The 18,646-nt window shown below is 37.6% G+C and carries 18 protein-coding genes and 1 pseudogene; 3 read left to right on the forward strand and 16 right to left on the reverse strand.

Features of this window, described 5'->3' with window-relative positions:
- Positions 1-16: 16 nt before the first annotated feature.
- The 13 genes from AY606_RS14900 to AY606_RS14960 all read right to left on the reverse strand — a co-directional run bounded on the left by AY606_RS14900 (position 17) and on the right by AY606_RS14960 (position 11,956).
- Entirely contained in the window at positions 17-919 is a 903-nt protein-coding gene (locus AY606_RS14900; RefSeq protein ID WP_067870333.1) for an MBL fold metallo-hydrolase, read from the reverse strand.
- Positions 920-953: 34 nt separating this feature from the next.
- The gene (locus tag AY606_RS14905) at positions 954-2,147 is read right to left on the reverse strand and encodes an acetyl-CoA C-acetyltransferase (RefSeq protein WP_067870335.1); all 1,194 of its coding nucleotides are present in this window, start codon (positions 2,145-2,147) and stop codon (positions 954-956) included.
- Positions 2,148-2,158: 11 nt separating this feature from the next.
- Positions 2,159-3,421, reverse strand: coding sequence for an acetyl-CoA hydrolase/transferase family protein (locus AY606_RS14910; protein ID WP_067870337.1), 1,263 nt, complete (start codon positions 3,419-3,421; stop codon positions 2,159-2,161).
- Positions 3,422-3,453: 32 nt separating this feature from the next.
- Positions 3,454-3,732: a muconolactone Delta-isomerase gene (gene catC / locus AY606_RS14915; RefSeq protein WP_067870339.1), complete on the reverse strand. Its 279-nt coding sequence runs from the start codon at positions 3,730-3,732 to the stop codon at positions 3,454-3,456.
- 32 nt (positions 3,733-3,764) lie between these two features.
- On the reverse strand, positions 3,765-4,091 hold the full coding sequence (gene mmlI, locus AY606_RS14920) for a 4-carboxymethyl-4-methylbutenolide mutase MmlI (RefSeq protein ID WP_249409268.1): 327 nt from the start codon (positions 4,089-4,091) through the stop codon (positions 3,765-3,767).
- Positions 4,091-5,356 carry an MFS transporter gene (locus tag AY606_RS14925; RefSeq protein WP_067870341.1) on the reverse strand — a complete coding sequence of 422 codons (1,266 nt, stop codon included), beginning with the start codon at positions 5,354-5,356 and terminating at the stop codon, positions 4,091-4,093. The genes mmlI and AY606_RS14925 overlap by 1 nt, the downstream gene beginning before the upstream one ends.
- A 31-nt stretch (positions 5,357-5,387) precedes the next feature.
- Positions 5,388-6,038: a 3-oxoacid CoA-transferase subunit B gene (locus tag AY606_RS14930; RefSeq protein WP_249409269.1), complete on the reverse strand. Its 651-nt coding sequence runs from the start codon at positions 6,036-6,038 to the stop codon at positions 5,388-5,390.
- Positions 6,038-6,712 (reverse strand): 3-oxoacid CoA-transferase subunit A, encoded by a 675-nt coding sequence (locus AY606_RS14935; RefSeq protein ID WP_067870343.1) that lies wholly within the window; start codon positions 6,710-6,712, stop codon positions 6,038-6,040. The genes AY606_RS14930 and AY606_RS14935 overlap by 1 nt, the downstream gene beginning before the upstream one ends.
- A gap of 138 nt (positions 6,713-6,850) precedes the next feature.
- Complete coding sequence (locus AY606_RS14940) at positions 6,851-7,744, reverse strand: LysR family transcriptional regulator (RefSeq protein WP_067870345.1); 894 nt, start codon at positions 7,742-7,744, stop codon at positions 6,851-6,853.
- A gap of 198 nt (positions 7,745-7,942) precedes the next feature.
- Positions 7,943-9,109: a CaiB/BaiF CoA transferase family protein gene (locus AY606_RS14945; protein WP_067870347.1), complete on the reverse strand. Its 1,167-nt coding sequence runs from the start codon at positions 9,107-9,109 to the stop codon at positions 7,943-7,945.
- A 4-nt stretch (positions 9,110-9,113) separates the two neighbouring features.
- Positions 9,114-9,956: an HTD2 family dehydratase gene (locus AY606_RS14950; protein ID WP_067870349.1), complete on the reverse strand. Its 843-nt coding sequence runs from the start codon at positions 9,954-9,956 to the stop codon at positions 9,114-9,116.
- Between the two features lie 20 nt (positions 9,957-9,976).
- Positions 9,977-10,777 carry an HpcH/HpaI aldolase/citrate lyase family protein gene (locus AY606_RS14955; protein ID WP_067870351.1) on the reverse strand — a complete coding sequence of 267 codons (801 nt, stop codon included), beginning with the start codon at positions 10,775-10,777 and terminating at the stop codon, positions 9,977-9,979.
- An 18-nt stretch (positions 10,778-10,795) separates the two neighbouring features.
- Positions 10,796-11,956: an acyl-CoA dehydrogenase family protein gene (locus tag AY606_RS14960; protein WP_067870353.1), complete on the reverse strand. Its 1,161-nt coding sequence runs from the start codon at positions 11,954-11,956 to the stop codon at positions 10,796-10,798.
- Positions 11,957-12,062: 106 nt separating this feature from the next.
- On the opposite strand from AY606_RS14960, the gene AY606_RS14965 reads away from it, so the two are divergent.
- Positions 12,063-12,998: a LysR family transcriptional regulator gene (locus AY606_RS14965; RefSeq protein WP_067870355.1), complete on the forward strand. Its 936-nt coding sequence runs from the start codon at positions 12,063-12,065 to the stop codon at positions 12,996-12,998.
- Positions 12,999-13,034: 36 nt separating this feature from the next.
- On the opposite strand, the pseudogene AY606_RS16950 reads toward AY606_RS14965, so the two are convergent.
- The 3 genes and pseudogenes from AY606_RS16950 to AY606_RS14980 form a co-directional block, all read right to left on the reverse strand.
- Positions 13,035-13,745 (reverse strand): annotated as a pseudogene (locus AY606_RS16950) (Fic family protein).
- A gap of 163 nt (positions 13,746-13,908) precedes the next feature.
- On the reverse strand, positions 13,909-14,586 hold the full coding sequence (locus tag AY606_RS14975) for a cupin domain-containing protein (RefSeq protein ID WP_067870356.1): 678 nt from the start codon (positions 14,584-14,586) through the stop codon (positions 13,909-13,911).
- Between the two features lie 573 nt (positions 14,587-15,159).
- Entirely contained in the window at positions 15,160-15,360 is a 201-nt protein-coding gene (locus AY606_RS14980) for a hypothetical protein (RefSeq protein WP_067870358.1), read from the reverse strand.
- Between the two features lie 1,923 nt (positions 15,361-17,283).
- Here AY606_RS14980 and AY606_RS14985 point away from each other — a divergent pair.
- Positions 17,284-17,535 (forward strand): hypothetical protein, encoded by a 252-nt coding sequence (locus AY606_RS14985; protein WP_067870360.1) that lies wholly within the window; start codon positions 17,284-17,286, stop codon positions 17,533-17,535.
- 284 nt (positions 17,536-17,819) lie between these two features.
- Positions 17,820-18,053 (forward strand): hypothetical protein, encoded by a 234-nt coding sequence (locus tag AY606_RS14990; protein WP_067870362.1) that lies wholly within the window; start codon positions 17,820-17,822, stop codon positions 18,051-18,053.
- The last annotated feature ends 593 nt before the right edge of the window (positions 18,054-18,646 follow it).

The following is an 18,646-nucleotide window of genomic DNA, read 5'->3' on the forward strand; positions in this document are numbered from 1 at the left end:
TAGAGGAAATGGGAGCCTAAACGCGATCCCAAGTATCTGAAGGTTCAAAGATAAATCCATTATCTTGTTTGCGAATATAACCGCAATACGGGTCACCAAAGTGAACAGGTAAGAGTAAAGCTTCTCGGCTCACGGCGCGCTCTAAACATTCCAGTCGAGTTTTTCTCGCGATATCAGGCCAAATGCAATAGCCTGAATTGATTTCAGGGCGAACAATTTGTAGCGGGCTATGGAATACGTCACCACAAAAAATCGCTTCTTCTCCTTGAGAGCTGACCCGGAAAGTGACTTGTCCTGGGCTGTGACCAGGTGCAGGTTCAACTACTAAACAATCGGCAATTTCAGTATGAGGCTGAATAAATTCAACCAAACCTTCGTTAAATACTGGCATCACGCTGTCAAAGAAGGAGTCACCAAAAACATCAATCACGCCAGGTTCTTTATTTTTACCCTGATGGCAGAAATCAAAATCTTCTTTAGGTAAATAATACTTGGCATTCGGGAAGGTTGGCGTCCAACGGTTATCTTTCCAAATCGTATTCCAGCCAACATGGTCAGAATGTAAATGGGTAATCACCACATGGGTTACTTTTTCTGGCGCAGCACCCGCAGCAGTCATCCATTCGGTAATCAAATTATTCAGCATATGCATACGGGGAATTTCTGGACGTTGTTTGAAATTACCAACACCGGTATCAATCACAATAATATTATTGCCGGCATGAACCACCCAAAATTGAATACTGACAATGAGACGATTCATTTGTGGAATCCAATGATGCGGTGCCAGCATATCTTTATGCTCTTCTAATAGGCTTTGATCCGCAGTTGGAAATAAAAATTTTGGATCATGGCTCGGACCAGCATATTCATGGATACGGGTTACTTTTACTTCACCAATCATTCTTGATTCAATCATGAGTCACTCCTTAACAAATATTATTAAATCTTTCTTAAACACGTTCAAATAAGGCAGCTAAACCTTGTCCACTACCAATACACATTGTTTCTAAACCGTAACGTGCATTACGACGTTTCATCTCATGTACTAAAGACGTCATGATGCGTAGTCCTGTTGCACCAATCGGATGACCCAAAGAAATTCCTGAACCGTTCACATTGATATGAGACGTATCGGAAATATTTAAACCTTTGATCACTGCTAAAGCTTGTGCTGCAAAAGCTTCATTAATTTCAATCAGATCGATGTCTTCAATGGACATATCTAGTTTTTTAAGTAGCTTATTCACCGCCGGAACAGGGCCAATACCCATTCGACTTGGATCACAACCTGCAGCGCTCCAGCCGGTGATTTTGGCTATCGGTTGCAAATGATTTTTTTCTAAATACTCACGACTTACAATCAGGCAGCCCGCAGCAGCATCATTTTGCTGACTTGAGTTTCCTGCGGTGGTAACACCATTTGGCAATAAGCTTTTCAGTTTGGCTAGACTTTCAAGAGTACTATTTGCACGAATACCTTCATCAAAATTGATGGTTCTGCTTTCTTTTTTAGATTTCACTTCAAGAGGAATTACTTCATCTTTAAATTTACCCGTATCCCAGGCTTGCTGTGCTTTTTGATGACTTTGTAGCGCAAAAGCATCACATTCTTCACGACCAATATTATAGTCTCGGGCCAGATTGTCAGCAGTTTCAGGCATACCTGAAATTATCCCAAAACGTTCAACTGGCTGAGATCTTTCACGACCACGTTCCAGTCGGTCAAAGAAAGTCACATTCCCTGCACGACTTCCCCAGCGCATATTGGTGGAGTAATATTCAATATTACTCATGCTTTCCACACCCACCACCATAATCGCTTCAGCATTTCCAGATTGGATGGTCATGGCTGCATTGATTAATGCTTGCAAGCCCGAACCACAACGACGATCTAATGTATAGCCGGGAACTTCAACTGGAAGTCCTGCAGCTAAAGCCGCATAGCGTCCAATACAGGGTGCCTCACTGGATGAATACGACTGGGCAATAATGACTTCATCTAAGGTGTGGGTATCTAAACCAGTTTTCTCTACGATGGATTGAATCACTTTGACAGCGAGGTCGACCGCAGTTAAAGAGGCAAGTGCGCCACCGAATTTACCAATCGGTGTACGTAACGGACTGACGATATAAGCATCTTTCATTTCAATTCCTTTTAAACTAATTTTAGATCGATGGCTTGCTGCTCAAGTTCTGCCTGAAAATGAGGGGCTGCAATGGATATCATTTTTTCAACACGCTGCGGCAGGCTTAAACCACGTAAATCGGCAATGCCATATTCGGTCACAATCAGCCCGGCATCACTGCGAGGAGTAGAGACAGGGCCCTGCAAATGAGAAACGATGCGACTAAAACTTTTTCCAGAAGCCGGCAGGGCAATAATTGAAACTCCACCATGAGACTGATTGGCGGCACGAATAAAGTCTAAAGCTCCACCTACAGCGCCCACATAGGTTTTATTGGCAATCTCAGCGTTTACCTGGCCTGTTAAATCAACTTCAATTGCCGAGTTGATCGCAATAAACTGTTGAATGGCAGCAAGCGTCGCAGCATGATGGGTATATTCAGTTGAACGCAGTTCAATGTCTGAATTTTGATGAACAAATTGATGGAGTTTAGACGAGCCAACAATTAAACCTGTGATGGTTTTTCCGCAATTAATATTTTTTTTCTGATTAGTAATCACCCCTTTTTGCATCAATTCGGCCACACCATCCCCGATGATGCCGGAATGGATACCTAAATGCCGATGCTGATCTAAAGCCTGCATAATAGCTTCGGGAATAGAGCCGATGCCAAGTTGTAAGGTTGAATGATCTGGGATACATGAGGCCACATTTCGAGCAATTTTCTGAGTGGTTGCTGAATACGCAGCACTATTTTGTGCTTCAATTTTTCGGTCGGTATACAGCATTACATCAAAATCAGCTTCAGTTAAATAGTGATCCGAATAGACCCACGGTGCTTGCTGATTGACTTCCGCAATCACAATTCGAGCATGTCGAAGGGCAGATTTTAAATAATCTTGTGCCAAACTATAGCTGTATTGTCCTTGAGCATTTGCTGCTGAAACCTGAATCAACACCACATCTAATTTAAGCTGTTGGTTTTCGATTAGACGGGGAAGTTGTGAATAATGCACAGGCAAAATATCTAAAACCTGATGTTGCGCAAGTGCCCGATTATATCCTGCACCACAATAGCTGAGATATTCAATATGTTCAGCGTGTTCAGGCAGACAAGTAGGAAACTGGCTAATGCCTAAAAAGATTTGAAATTTCCCAATTTTTTTACGATTTTGAATTAAATTTTGAGTAAGCGGGAGGGGCTCAGCTTGAGCCTGTCCCCATACCACACGATCACCATGTCGAACATAGTTGGATAAATCGAGCTGAGAAATATCGTATATCTTTTCCATGATGATCGTCCTTGATCTTAAATGATGTACTTTTAATGAATTGATGAAGGATGTTGGGAAAGTGCGGTTACCTTGATATCCATATAGGGAAATAAAGGCAGGCTCATCAACAAATCATGTAATTCATTATTGCTTTCCACATCAAAAATACTGATGTTGGAATATTTGCCTGTAACACGCCATAAATGTGGCCATTTACCTGCATTCTGCAGTTCAATAGCACGCTCTTTTTCAGCACGTTTAATGGCATCCATTTTTGTAGGATCGCTATCTATGGGAATCTTGACGGTCATTTCTACACAAAAAAGCATTTTGATTGTCCTTAATATTTGAATTAAAAATTTTATATAACGTCTTTGGTGATAAATGGCTTCAACTTGCCAATGAAAGTCTTGCCGTGTTCAAACCATTTTTTACGAATCTCAGAATCCATATAGGTTTGCATTTGTTGTTCATTTTCAAACCAGCATTCGCCAATAGCATCAACACCCGGCACATCAAAGAAGGGAACATGCAGATCTATCGGTTCTGAAGCAATTAAACGCACTTCATATTTATGTAAACCGGGCATACCTTCTGACATTTCAAAGTGGCGTAAACATTCGGCATCAAACTGCTCTTTGCTCATGTTTTCTGGTTTGCTGAGTAAGTAAAGGATACGAATCATCATCAAGCTTCCTGTTTTTTATAAAGAGAAGGGGGAGGCGTAAGCTCTTCTTTATGAACTTTAATTAACAAGATTGAAATGGTGGCTAAGGCATAGGCGGTTAAGCAAAACAAACCGATTGAGGTAGCAAGACCTAATGATTCAGCTAGTGAACCTACCCCCACCACGGAGAGAGCACCAAATGATTTTCCGACATTGTAGGAAAAGCCCATACCTGTGGTACGAATATGAGTAGGGAATAAGTCTGTTAAAAATGGTCCGAGTGCTGCAAACATCCCGATTGCAGAGAAACCAACAAAGAAACCCAGTGCTAAGGTGATGTATTGATTCATTGCAATCAACATATACACCACGGTCACAATCCAGCTCAAAATAGACATACCAATCAGAGTTTGTTTGCGACCCCATTTATCAGCCAGATAAGCTGTGAACATAAAGCCTGCAAATGCTCCTGCAGCCATAATTAAAATCGTGACAATTTTAGAACTTGGACTCAGTCCACGCTCATTCATCAGGGTCGGAATCCAAATTAAAATGGCATAGCATGCTGCTTGTAAACCTATAACGAGGAAACTTGCAAAAATGGTTGAACGTAAATATTCTTTTTTGAAAATAGAACTAAAAGATGCTTTCTCAATATTTTGTTTATTTTTAGCCACATCATTTACGAATTCGGCCGACTCTTTCACATTACGACGAATGTAAATTACAATTAAAGCAGGAATGACACCGGTCCAAAAAACCACACGCCAAGACCATTCCGGTGGCAGCATGGTAATCAGTATTGTGGCTACAATCACCGAACCTGCCCAACCTAAAGCCATTCCTGACTGGACAAAGCCGACAGCTTTATTTTTATGTTTTGCAGAAACAGCTTCGGCCATGAGTGCCGCGCCAACAGCCCATTCCCCACCAAAACCGAGGCCTTGTAGCGTTCTAGCCACCAAAAGCTGTTCATAATTCTGTGCAAAGCCTGCCAATATGCCAAAAAATGTAAACCATAAAATAGTAAACATGAGGATTTTTACACGACCATAACGGTCAGCCAAAATACCTGCGATCCATCCGCCAATGGCGGTAACAATAAGGGCAACCGTACCAATCAGGCCAACCTGAGTTTGACTAAGTGCCCAAGTCGCCATAATGACGGGTAATAAAAAACTAAAAATTTGCATGTCATACGAGTCAAGTGCCCAACCTGCATAACAAGCCCAAAATGTCTTTTTCTGATTGGAATCCGATTCCTTGTACCAATTCAACATTCCCATTTACATCTCCTTTGTAAAATAGATTTATGATTTATTTCATTCTTGAAAAATCGAGTGGTATATCGGTAATACGTTGAACATACTCAGCGGTATGAGGGGCCACAATATCTATGACAAAGACTTGTCCATTGTCAAAGTCAAAGGTCGCAATCTCTGTATACACACGATTCACACAAGCCAGCCCCGTTAATGGATAACTGCACTTCTCTAAAATTTTGCTATGACCTTGCTTGGTTAAATGTTCCATCATGACGTAAACATTTTGTGCACCTGAGGCAAGATCCATTGCACCGCCTACAGCAGGAATGGCATCTGGATGTCCTGTATGCCAGTTGGCCAGATCACCCTTGGCTGAAATTTGGAATGCACCCAGAATGCAGTAATCCAAATGTCCACCGCGCATCATTCCAAAAGAATCTGCATGATGAAAAAAGGCGCCCCCTTTTTTTAAATCAATGGCTTCTTTTCCTGCATTGATCAAATCCCAGTTTTCTTCACCAACTTCTGCTTGAGTCCATTGACCCAATACCCCATTTTCACTTTGTAGAATTACTTCTTTATCAGCGAAATAGTTCGCAACCAGTGTCGGTAAACCGATGCCTAAATTGACATATGAACCTTCAGGAATATCGTGAGCCACACGCTGAGCAAGATTATTTTTTTGTTGGATATCCATAGCCATTACACTCCCAGACCATTTTTTAGTGTTACGCGATCGACAAAAATTCCAGGAGTAATAATAATTTCCGGATCTAAATCACCAAGTTCACAGATTTGATCTACGGCGACTAAAGTGGTTTTTGCAGCCATCGCCATGACAGGAGCAAAATTACGTGCAGTTTTGTTGTAAATGAGATTGCCCCAACGATCACCGGTTTTGGCATAAATCAGGCAGTAATCTACGGCTAAAGCTTTCTCAAAGACGTAGCCTTTACCATCTATTTCTTTGGTTTCTTTATTTTCTGAAAGTAAGGTGCCATAAGCTGTACGTGTATAAAAACCACCAATCCCACAACCAGCAGCTCTTAAACGTTCTGCAAGCGTACCTTGAGGTACAACTTCAAGTTCAATTTCATTATTGCGATACAATTCTTCAAAAACATAGGCATCTTTTTGGCGGGGGAATGAGCAAATTAATTTTTTGACACGTTTGGCTTTGAGTAATGCTGCAAGACCTTGATCACCATTTCCAGCATTATTGCTCACAATAGTTAAATCTTTCGCCCCTTGTTCAATGAGTGCATCGATAAGTTCATTGGGCATGCCTGAACCACCAAAACCACCAACTGCAATGATCGAGCCATCTTGAATGTCTTTGACAATATCCTTTGCCGAGTTGAAAATTTTATTGATCATTTTACTATCCTGTAACATTCGTTCTTTTCATGTTCTCTGGTAGTAAAGTTACATAGCTTGATGTTCTGCACAATTTTGAAATTTGAAAGTGGCGTTAACCTGATGCTAACGCTATAGCGAGTGCAAATGACTTGATTATTAATGAATATGTGACTTTAAACATTCAATAAAATCTTCAGTGAATTGACTGATTTCATTAAAGTTAATAGCGCATATTTTAAAGCCTCGATGCGCCCATTCTTCTTTGATTTCTCTATATTCAATATTCGGGTGAATATGTTGTAAGCGGCGAAAAGCAACTAAAGGAATAATGGCGATCCCGGTACCTGCTGCAACCATTTGACAAATAGAGTCATAGCTAGAAACTTGTACTCGAATATTTATTTTTTTATCTAATTGCCGAGATAACTTATGTAAAAAAATTTGAATTGCACTGCCTTCATGCAAAGTGACAACTGAATATTGAATTACATCTAATAATGTTACTGTTCTATGGTCTAAAATTGGATGATTTTTAGGAGCAATTAAAATCAGTTGAGAAGAAATTAAAGGTATTGTCTGCAAATTCTTCGTATCAATATTCCCAGAAATAATTCCAAGATCGGCACGTTTATCTGCGACAAGATTGACGATATCTTCACTAAGCATTTCTTTAAGGTTTACATCCACATGAGGATGAGTCGTTAGATACTCTGAGAGGGCTGTTGGGATGTATTCAGTGATGGCCGTTGTGTTGGCAGCAATAGATAATTTCCCTGGGATCAGATCGTTAAACTGAGCCAGTTCGCCTTTAAGACATTCAATTTCATGATAAATCGATTTGGCATATTTTAAATAAATCATCCCAATTTCAGTCAGTTCAACGCCTTGAGAAGAGCGGTCTAAAATTTTTAATCCTAAGACATGTTCTAAGTTTTTAATTCGATTACTAGCAGCGGGAGTAGATAAGAACGATTTTTCTGCAGCTCGTGTCAAATTTTTGGTTTCTGCTATATTTAAAATTAACCGAAAATCATTTAGATCGAAGTTCACAGGCTCACTCGATTGAATTTAAAAAACATCGTCATTTATTTTGGCTCTCATGGGTTGATCAGCAAACCGCTTGGTAAATTATTTATATATCCTGATAATGTATAAATAATTTAAGCTTTATTGGCCATCATCTATTTTTTTAAACTTGAGAGACTATTAGACAATAGTTATGTGAAAAGAAAGATTTTGGAATTGTAATTAATTTTTACTTTTAGCTTCAAAACCTAACTCTTGGAGAATTTTTTCAGTATGTTCACCCAGTGCAGGGACTTTCGTGAGCTGAAAATCATCAGAGTGACTTGATCCAACAGGTTTTAGTGTTGGAATTTTGCCCACTGGTGTGTCAACCTCAGCCCAACGTTGTCTTGCTTTTAATTGTGGATGATTCCAGACATCGGCTAATGTATTGACATTCGCATTGGCAATTTTTGCCTGTTCAAGCCTTAAAATGATTTCATTTTGAGTATAGTGAGAGAATACTTGAAGTATAGTGCCCGTTAATAAATCTCGGTTTTTTATTCGGTCGGAGTTGGTTTTAAACTCTTCGGATTGTGATAAATCAGGCTTTACTAAGACTATTTCACAAAAGGATGTCCATTCACCATCATTTTGTACAGCAAATAATACTTGTTTATTATCACCTGTAGCAAAGGGGCCATATGGGAAAATAGTGGCATGAGAAGCACCCGATTTTTGAGGTTCAGGTTGATCATCTGAAGCGTAATAAAGAGGGAAGCCCATCCACTCAGTCATACATTCCAGCATAGAGATGTCAATACGTTTGCCCAATCCCGTTTTCTGTCGCTCCAGTAATGCTGCCAATATATTGCTATAGGCATACATGCCTGCTGAGATATCAGCAATAGAACATCCTGCTTTGACATTTTCCTGCTCTGTTCCAGTAATTGATAAAAAGCCAGACTCACTTTGAATCAGTAAGTCATAGGCCTTTTTATCACGATATGGACCTGGATGTTCTGGGTCATCACCATAGCCTGAAATATCACAGACAATTAGTTGGGGAAAAGATGAATGAAGTTGCTGGAAAGAAAGGCCTAAACGAGATGCCGCACCCGGTGCTAAATTTTGGATAAGAATGTCAGCTTTACTTAACAGGCTTTTTAATACGGGTTGGGCCTCGGGAGATTTTAAATCCAGTGCTAAGCTTTCTTTAGAGCGATTTGTCCAAACAAAATGAGAAGACATTCCTTTGACCCGTTCATCATAATAACGTGCAAAATCCCCACCTTCAGGCCGTTCAATCTTGATGACACGTGCACCTAGATCAGCTAACTGACGTGTGCAAAATGGTGCCGAAATTGCATGTTCCAAAGCAACGACAGTAATACCTTCAAGTGGTTTCATCTCATTACTCCTGAAATGTTACTTTTGCTTTCATCGCTATCTGCCCATCAATATGTTCAATCCATAATTCTGCATTTTGCTCTTGTATATCGCCACAGATATAAAACTCATTAAAATCGAATACAGGTTTTAGGGCGCGAAATTCAAATTTTTTAATAACCTTTTTTGGATATCTATCTTGTAGTGTTTGCAGCAAAAGGGTAGCCAAAAGTGGTCCATGTACCACTAGACCAGGATATCCTTCGACTTGGATTGCGTATGGACGATCATAGTGAATTTTGTGGCCATTAAATGTGAGGGCCGAATAACGAAATAATGCAGTCGTATCTACGGTGTATTGTTGTTTAAAACTATAATCCAGTGGAGGGTTTACGGCTGAAGTTTTTGATACTTTCGTCTTCTGATTCGTATCGGTATCCGGTTTATAAACAATATCCTGTTGCTCTTTAATGACCAATTCATCATTGGCATAAATGGCATGATTGACTGTCACGAAATAAAGATCGGTAGTCTTTCCCTGTTTAAATTGAATATCTGAAATTTCAGAGATTCGACGTAATTCCTGTCCCGCTATAATGGGTTTTATAAACTCTAGACGGCTACCAGCCCACATTCGTCTTGGAAAAGGGATAGGGGGGAGAAAATCACCTTTTTTAGGATGGCCATCTGTAGCAATTTCAGACTGGTCGACGACATGGGGGAAATTCATCCAATGAAAAAGATGAGGTATTTCTTTTACTGGTAAATCTTTTTTATTGAATAACGCCTGGAGCATTTGTACTGATCGTTGTTCACAACGATCTTCTGAACTTTGTTTATTTCCAATCCATTCTGCAAAGTTTTGCATAGTCTTGTCCTTATCTTTACTTACCCAACTTGTTTTAGAATTTTCTCAGCTTTTGAAATAATGGGTTTATCAATCATTTTTCCATTCAAGCTAATCGTTTGGCCAGCAGCAGCTTGCACCGCATCAAGAACCTGTTGTGCCCATTGAATTTCTTTAGGACTAGAATTAAATGTTTGATTGACGATTTTGACCTGGTTGGGGTGAATGCATAATTTTCCTTGGAAGCCTAATTTTTTAGCTTGGAGGGTTTCAGTCATGACTAATTCAGTGTTGCCAAAATCCGCAGTCACCCCATCAACAGGATTCGCAATCCCGGCAAGTTTGGAGGCTAAGGCAATTTTATTACGGAAGTACATCAACTCTAAAAAGTCGCCAGACATATCCATTTCAAGTTGAAAATCTATAGAGCCAAACATCAAGGCACGCACAGCTGGAAATTGTGCAATTTCCTCTACATGGACCATGCCATAAGGCGTTTCAATAATAGGATAAATATCAATGCTACGAATATGTTGAATGGATTCAAATTCCTGTTGTTGTTCTGCTTTAGGTAAAACAATCGCAATAACATTTGAAAATTGAGCAAGTTGAATATCGTCTGCAAACCATTCAGTCTGAAAAGCATTCACTCGAATCATGACTTTTTCAGTGGGATGGTCTAATAACCACTGCTTGAGTAACGCGCGTGATTCGAGTTTGTATTCAGTTGGAATCGCGTCTTCTAGATCAATAATAACTGCGTCACTACCGCTATTAAGCGCTTTTAAATAGCGCTCAGGACGGTTAGCAGGAACAAATAAAAATGAACGAGGAGTCTGCATTTTATTTTTCCTCAAAGCTTAGAAAGAACGGGGTAAATCAAGTAAATGTTCAGCTACATAACTGAGAATTAAATTAGTTGAAATTGGTGCAACTTGATACAGGCGAGTTTCACGGAATTTACGCTCAATATCATATTCATTGGCAAAACCAAAACCACCATGGAATTGCAGGCAATGATTCGCTGCTTCCCAGCTTGCTTTTGCGGCCAACAGTTTCGCCATATTGGCTTCAGCACCGCAGGCTTGACCATTATCGAAAAGTTCACAAGCACGGAAACGCATCAAATTCGCAGCTTCAATCTCAATGAAGGCTTCAGCAAGAGGAAACTGGACTCCCTGGTTTTGACCAATTGGGCGACCAAATACTTCACGCTCTTTGACATACTTTGTGGCGCGATCCATAAACCAATAACCATCACCAATACATTCTGCAGCAATCAGAGTACGTTCGGCATTAAGACCATCGAGAATGTATTTAAAGCCTTTACCTTCTTCGCCAATTAAGTTTTCTTCAGGAATTTCTAAATTTTCAAAAAATAGTTCGTTGGTTTCATGATTCACCATGTTAGGAATAGGTTGAACGGCCATGCCAGATTTCATCGCCTCTTTAATATCGACCATGAAAATAGACATCCCTTCAGATTTCTTTTTCACTTCAGCTAAAGGCGTTGTACGAGCAAGAAGGATCATCCAGTCACTATGCTGTACACGAGATATCCAAACTTTTTGACCATTAATCACATAACGATCGCCTTTTTTGACCGCAGTCGTACGAATTTTTGTGGTGTCTGTCCCGGTTGTCGGTTCAGTAACGGCCATAGATTGTAGACGCCATTCACCAGAAGAAATTTTAGGTAAATAAAATTCTTTTTGTGCTTGAGAACCATTACGTAACAGCGTACTCATGTTATACATTTGACCATGACAGGCACCTGAATTCCCGCCGCTACGATTAATTTCTTCCATAACGACAGATGCTTCTGCTAACCCTAAACCTGATCCACCGAACTCTTCTGGAATCATGGCTGCGAGCCAGCCAGCCTGGGTTAACGCATTAACAAATTCTTCAGGATAAGCTTTGTTTTCGTCAATTTTACGATGATATTCATCTGGGAATTGGGCACATAATGCACGTACAGCTTCACGAATTTCCGGGTAGTTATTAAAAGTACTTTTCACTTGAATATCCTTATTTTGATCTGCTCTTATTATTGATCATATATTGTTATGGATTTAAAACTGAAATAGTATATTTTGATGGAAGACATGCTAGAAAATTATCAAAATGGATATTAAACAATTACGTACATTTATTACTATTTTAGAGATTGAGAACCTCACTAAAGCAGCTGCAATGCTAAATATTGTACAGCCAGCAGTAACTCGACAAATTCAAATGCTTGAAGACGAATTAGGAGTAAAGCTATTTAACCGTTCTCGTCATGGTATGGCGCTGACGGATGAGGGGAAAGTTCTTGAGCCTTATGCAAGAAGGATTTTGGAGGACATTGAAAGTGCCAAATTGGAGTTGACTGCAAATAAGGGGATGATTCGGGGGAAAGTTCATATTGGTGTCTTGTCGAGTATTAGTGAATTACTTTCAACTTTGATTATGAATTTAATCAAGGAAAAGTATCCTGAAGTACAAGTAAAAATATCAGTGGGATATTCTGGGCATTTAAAAGAATGGTTAGAGGCTGGAGATATTGATTTAGCTTTAATGTATGACGCTACACCTTCGAAGTTAATTGATTTGACTCCGTTGGTAAAAGAGCCACTATTTTTAATAGGATCAGCTCAGTCCACACTTCAGCAAAATGAAGTTCTTGAACTTAAAAAAATAGAGCAATTTCCATTAATTTTACCTTTTCATCCTCACCGATTACGTTCCTTGATTGAGCAGGCTTATAAGCAAAATGAATCTCACTTAAATATCTATGCTGAAACTAACGATTTGAATATACAAAAACAGCTAGTGATTCAGAACTTTGGTTATACAATTTTACCTTTAGTTTCTGTCATAAATGAGTTTAAGGCAGGATTAATTAAGGTTACTCCAATTGTGGATCCCGCATTTTCTCGTGTGATTACTTTAGCAATGCACTCTACAAGAAATATTCCCAAGCACATTCGGATCATTTCAGGTGAAATTATGGGGTGTGTTGAGCGATCTATTAATGAGAAAAAATGGCCGAATGCTCAGTGGATATATGAAAGTTAGTATCTAGTTTTTATTGATATAATTAAAAACTAAAGACTAAATCCCTAAGACAAACTGATAAGGCTTAAACACTTCCAATACAGCATTAGCAACCAAGGGGTGTAATGACGCAGCCTTTGTAAAATCCATCTCTATAACTAAAAAGCTTCCTAGTCGGCAAGACGGTTCACAAAAGGAATTTCAAAGGGGGATGACAACTCATTCACTCTAAATTCATGAGCAGGCTAGAGGTGCGGCTATTACTCTCAATAAAAGGATACATGCCTAGTTTGCATTTACTTTTACAGTTTTTTCAATGGAGCGTATCAGATCTGCTTCCGTCTATACTAGTCTAAGAATTGGGCGGTCAGTAAAGTTTAATCTGCATGTTAGTTACACTTGAAATGAGGACATTTTTTGACGATAGCGGCGAGCATTATCATCATCAATATTTTTCAAAATGAGCCGATGGATATTGCGAATTTGCCACTTAGAAAAAGGTTCTTCCTTTTTACTAATGTCTTCAATGTAATAAATGGCATTTCTATGGTTAATTGCCTCGAAGTGATCTTTTAATGCCTTCCCACCAACAGTTATACCTTCTAACACGACTTTCGTTTCTAAAAAAGTAAGTGTATCCCATTCAATAGCATTGGAATGATAGGGCCATCGTAGAATAAGATCTTCTTATAGATTTTTGACAATTGATGGAGAGGGAGGGCGATGTTGATCTAATGTATTTTTTAAATCATCAATAATTTCAAACACTACCTTATCACTGAATTTATCTTGGTCGATAAGACATGAAAAAATAAACGTCAGAAATGTAATAACACACCATTATACTTTGCATTGATTGTATAAAGTGGTAAGTGGACTGCCCCCAGTATTCTAGACACGAGACAGCCTCATTTTGAAGACACATTATTGTTCATTTCACCCATACATCTATGGCATGTTGCAGATGACCAGTTTTGACATAAAGCGTTGCACCTGATGAACTTGCCTTAAATTTAGCAGTACTATTGATAGGAAGACGAACCCACGAACCTGATGGATATATTTCAGTGCCACAAAATAATTGACCTTTGATAATGAAAAACTCAATCCCGAGTTCTGATTTCTCTACGAAAATTTGATCAGATTTTAGCTTTTCTAAATAGGTCTGCTCATGTTCCGATTGAAATAATGGGCATATCATCCGATGTTCGGTAAGCTTCCAATTCGCTGGATCATTGGTATTAATTCGGGTGGACTCTATCTCATGTTCAGTCATTTGCCTCAGTTTCACAAAGATTAAACAACCTGCTTTACTGGAAACCCGATGAGTTGAATGATGGGGGTTACGCAAATACCAGCCTGCCGGATAATCATCTTCAGCATTCTCGGTAAAAATGCCCGACAATATGAGGACTTCTTCACCCAAAGGATGTTGATGTTCAGGGAAGGCAGATTCTGGCGCATATTGTACAAGACTCGTTGCACGTGCTTTCTCATCACCAATACGATCAAGCATCATTCTATCGACTTCGCCTCCTGGAGATTTCACCCAATGGTAATCCTCTGGCTTGATGATGACGGGCTGTGAAAAGTCGGCATGAATAAACATAATGCTGTCCTGTGGTGAAGAAACTTAGGTATTTTAACGAGAATGCATAAGTTTATCTTAAAAGAATTAGTGATTAGTTAGCTCACTGGTTCAGAAAGGAAAGGATAAATATTCTTGTAGCCGGTATTACTCACTAAGCTATGAAATATTAATATTTTAGAGTTTAAGAACATGTGCTTTATTTTTACATTAATGAGGCTGGATTATTCAGATATAAAAAACTAATAGTAAATGACCAGGTTTCGAGCTTTATGGCTATATTGAGATTTCAGATGAAGTTGCACCTAAGAAAGCTAACGAGTTATTGGATAACGACTTATCTAAAGGTGACAACCTAATCATCTCCCCAGCAAGAACATACCTCATCAATCGTCCTTTCTTTTAAGCAATCAAGACACACTTTGATTCATTCCTCATAAACAATTTAATCAATTTCAGTCGCATAATGGAAATCGTATAGACAAAGGATAAAGCCTTATTTGATGCTCCTTTTTGATTATTTTTTAGAGGCAGACTATTGTACTTCTATTTTTAATAGGCAATAAAAAGCCCAATATTGAATTGGGCCTATTTTTACTCTTCAACTTCAATAGGATTCCCGTCCTCTGGACGAATATGATGCGTCCCATCATCTGCAGGATCAACACTTGAACCATCTTTAGTAATAGTGTTGTACATCTCGTCCTCTTTCTTATCGTCGATAAATTCTTCGTCTTCAAGATCTAGAGGCTCCTCATCATCTTCGAAATTTAAAGGCTTTTCTTCATCTTTCATGGCGATCCTTCAGTTATCTAACTCAGAGGATATTATGCTCAAACATTCCATAACGTTATTCAATAGTCAACAATCATCATTTATGTAACTAGTAATTTAAAACAAAGTACAATTTCACCATGGGAGTGGATAGGAAACACAGGTTTTGCCTTTCCTATTTCCCATTAAAAAACTTCCTGAAGGAAGTTTTTACTATTAAATAATATCAATTAAAGGTTTGACCTAGGGCATAAATAACCAGCATAAGCACTAGAGCTGAGGATGATGTTACAACTATTTCTATTGCACTCATTACTATTGCTCCCTGCTTTATTGTTCTTTGTTTATATAATGTACCCAGAGTTGGTATCAACAACAGATGAATGAAATAAGTAAAAAATTATGACAATTTTCAAGTGTTAAAAAACCACCCAAAGGTGGCCATCGCTTCTATAGATTTGTATGTCAGATTAAATGTGAATAGTTATAAAGTTTCTTTGTAGGTGGGAAAAAATCATCATCCCAAAAATTAAAAATGTTAACGTAATAGTTGTAGAGTTATATATTCGCATTTATTCACTTATCATATTCATGTGTGTTACACATTACTTAATCTCTGTTACAAAAGCAAACAAATTATCATACTTAAATCAGTTGGCGAGGTTTTGAATATATTGCAGTTTGTAGAGTTAAGTCTGCCTCAAGAAATTTTAATATATGAAACCACCGCTGAGGTGATTTTTTAATGCCTATAATTTCTTTCTATGGGATTACTCAAGATAGGCGGGATTTTTAAGGTTTTGAAAATTTAATAATAAAATTATGAACTTTATGCCATTGCCATTTTCTATGGAATGAAGGTAAAACTAGAACTTATAAAAACTATAGGAAACTGGTTAAGGCATGGAAAGGAAAAGAGTTATTGTATTAAGTGGAATATTTTTAATCTCTCTCTCTTTACTATGTGTGCATGTCTATGCAGATTTTAAGAGAAAAAAATCAGAGCGAATCAAGTTATTGATAAGGGAAGCAGAATCGTCTTTATCTAATCTTGGAGTAAGTGAATGAAATAACGAATAAGGTTGCTTTATTTAATTTTTTTATGCTTATAAAACAACCCCAGCTTGAAAAGAAAAAACAACTCAATGTAAACGGCTAGAAACAGTTTCTCTATATTTTTTTATACTTTGTTATCAATGACTAAGTGGTATATTTTAGTTACCCCAAAAAAAGTAAAAAATGCTCAACCCAATATTAGCTCGCTTAATTCCCCCGATTAAGTGGGCTTTTTATTATGAATTAGTTTTATAGTGTTGAAATAAAAAGGTAAATATCCACCTTGACTAACGAACTATGATCGCGCCATTAGTATCCTGATTATTAGTGTATTGTGTAGCAGGTTTATACTATTACAAGCGTTAACCCTTTATAGGTGGAATCTTATTAAAGCTTTGATATCGTTGATATGTATTTTATTTATTTATTTTATTGGTAATTTTTATGGGAATTAATTTTTATACTTTAACTGCTGTTTAGGAGTGTGTAAAAAATTATTGGAGATCCGATCATTGATCGGAATTTTTTTCATTTAAGTTATTGATTTTATTTGTATAATAATATGATTTAATTGGTATTATTTTTTTCACCCGTGTGGATTAACGTCTAGTCTAGCCCATTGAAACTAGCTGTGGTTTCTGCACCGCTCTAGATGTTATTAGGTTCATATCCAAGTTTTTTCCAAGCCTGGATTTTTTTGTCTAGAGAAAATATTTTTGCTTTCCTGAAAGCAATTAATTAGATCAGAAGCACTTAGTTTTACATGGCCTAAAAACATAAAATAAATTGCGAAATCTAAAGAAATCAATACATATCTATTTATAAAATTTACATTTTTTACTAAACATATTTTTATACTGTTTAGGAAATTATCAAAGGGATATAAAAATGCCTAAACTTCATAAATTAAAAGAAATCAGTGCTAAAAGTAGTTGTGGTACAGAAATTACTGTAGAGCAGATTTATGAAAGAGTTCTAAGTGATGCAAGTAACGACGAAACATGGATACCTTTGCCTAAAATTGCGCTTACAGACAAAGTAATTGATTTAAGCCATGACGAGACATTTGTTCATCCTCGAACTGGGGTAGTCTTTAAAGTATTAATGGATCAATATTCGCAATCTATAATGATCAACTAAAGTTCTTTCTGACATTCCTTCTTGGATAACAGTTTAGATATTTAAAATTGCTGATAAATTTCTATTGCTAATGCTACCACGGGCTAAATGGATATCCATGTGTGACTTTTGATGAAGTATAAGTCAGTTTTATAACTTAACTTGAACGAACAAATCAGCCGTTGAGTTTGAAAAATATGCCGGTATTCTGAGTATATAATAATGAGGCAGATAAGGTTGCTCTGAAAAATTATCCACCGGATCCTTTTCTCCTTCATATTCTAGGATATTTGTGGAGGTGTAAAATGAAATTATCAGAACAAGTAAAACAAGAATTTTTCGATTACATAGATCAGAACTATAAAGTACCCAATTATCTATTAATAAGTCCCGATACCTATAAAACATTACTTCAGGAATCTAGTAATTTTATTACAACGACTCCAATGGATACAGGTATTGTGGATATGAAATTTCTAGGGTGTGAAATTGGGGTCGCCCAAAATGCTGAGTTTTCCTTTGAGTGGACAAAGAAATAATTTATTTTCTGGTCAGTTAGATATTTGATTATTCTTATTTATATAAAAAAAAGAACAATTAAAGTAGGGGGAAGGTTGTGAGTACAATAGAATTTTTTTCACTTCATTTTTTAACAATGCTTTTACTTGTTATATATGGCCTTGGGCAAATAGCCCATTAAAACTAAAGATTTAATAAAGCTACCTTAATGGTGGTTTTTTAATATGTAAATTTATTGTGGTTAATACATTTTCAGCTCTTAAAAAGTTGATGAATTTTTTGTTTTCTCATTTTTGGTAAGGTGGCTTTGAGATAAATTATTCCACTTAGTACTATTGAAATAGAGATTATTTATGGGAGTGATTGGGGTAAATACAATAGGATTAGAGGTTAAAGCTATAATAAAAATAAATTTGAAAATTCCAGTTAAGTATAGTTTTTCATAAATACGATTAATAAATAGGCGAAAATATGCTTTTTTTAACAAATTAGCTGAAAAAATAAACACTCATGAAGAATACGTGAAATAAAGGGTTGCGCGGATGCTGAAACTGTATAGAATACGCCGCATACCAACGAGATATGTTGAAACGAACGAAGCGCGAAGCGCTGA

The organism is Acinetobacter sp. SFB, assembly GCF_001647545.1.
GTDB lineage: Bacteria > Pseudomonadota > Gammaproteobacteria > Pseudomonadales > Moraxellaceae > Acinetobacter.

Bases quoted from the DNA above. Each gene is read 5' to 3' on its own strand.
- AY606_RS14900 (WP_067870333.1), bottom strand. From the start codon at position 919: ATGATTGAATCAAGAATGATTGGTGAAGTAAAAGTAACCCGTATCCAT.
- AY606_RS14905 (WP_067870335.1), bottom strand. From the start codon at position 2,147: ATGAAAGATGCTTATATCGTCAGTCCGTTACGTACACCGATTGGTAAA.
- AY606_RS14910 (WP_067870337.1), bottom strand. From the start codon at position 3,421: ATGGAAAAGATATACGATATTTCTCAGCTCGATTTATCCAACTATGTT.
- catC (WP_067870339.1), bottom strand. From the start codon at position 3,732: ATGCTTTTTTGTGTAGAAATGACCGTCAAGATTCCCATAGATAGCGAT.
- mmlI (WP_249409268.1), bottom strand. From the start codon at position 4,091: ATGATGATTCGTATCCTTTACTTACTCAGCAAACCAGAAAACATGAGC.
- AY606_RS14925 (WP_067870341.1), bottom strand. From the start codon at position 5,356: ATGGGAATGTTGAATTGGTACAAGGAATCGGATTCCAATCAGAAAAAG.
- AY606_RS14930 (WP_249409269.1), bottom strand. From the start codon at position 6,038: ATGGCTATGGATATCCAACAAAAAAATAATCTTGCTCAGCGTGTGGCT.
- AY606_RS14935 (WP_067870343.1), bottom strand. From the start codon at position 6,712: ATGATCAATAAAATTTTCAACTCGGCAAAGGATATTGTCAAAGACATT.
- AY606_RS14945 (WP_067870347.1), bottom strand. From the start codon at position 9,109: ATGAAACCACTTGAAGGTATTACTGTCGTTGCTTTGGAACATGCAATT.
- AY606_RS14950 (WP_067870349.1), bottom strand. From the start codon at position 9,956: ATGCAAAACTTTGCAGAATGGATTGGAAATAAACAAAGTTCAGAAGAT.
- AY606_RS14955 (WP_067870351.1), bottom strand. From the start codon at position 10,777: ATGCAGACTCCTCGTTCATTTTTATTTGTTCCTGCTAACCGTCCTGAG.
- AY606_RS14965 (WP_067870355.1), top strand. From the start codon at position 12,063: ATGGATATTAAACAATTACGTACATTTATTACTATTTTAGAGATTGAG.
- AY606_RS14975 (WP_067870356.1), bottom strand. From the start codon at position 14,586: ATGTTTATTCATGCCGACTTTTCACAGCCCGTCATCATCAAGCCAGAG.
- AY606_RS14980 (WP_067870358.1), bottom strand. From the start codon at position 15,360: ATGAAAGATGAAGAAAAGCCTTTAAATTTCGAAGATGATGAGGAGCCT.
- AY606_RS14985 (WP_067870360.1), top strand. From the start codon at position 17,284: ATGCCTAAACTTCATAAATTAAAAGAAATCAGTGCTAAAAGTAGTTGT.
- AY606_RS14990 (WP_067870362.1), top strand. From the start codon at position 17,820: ATGAAATTATCAGAACAAGTAAAACAAGAATTTTTCGATTACATAGAT.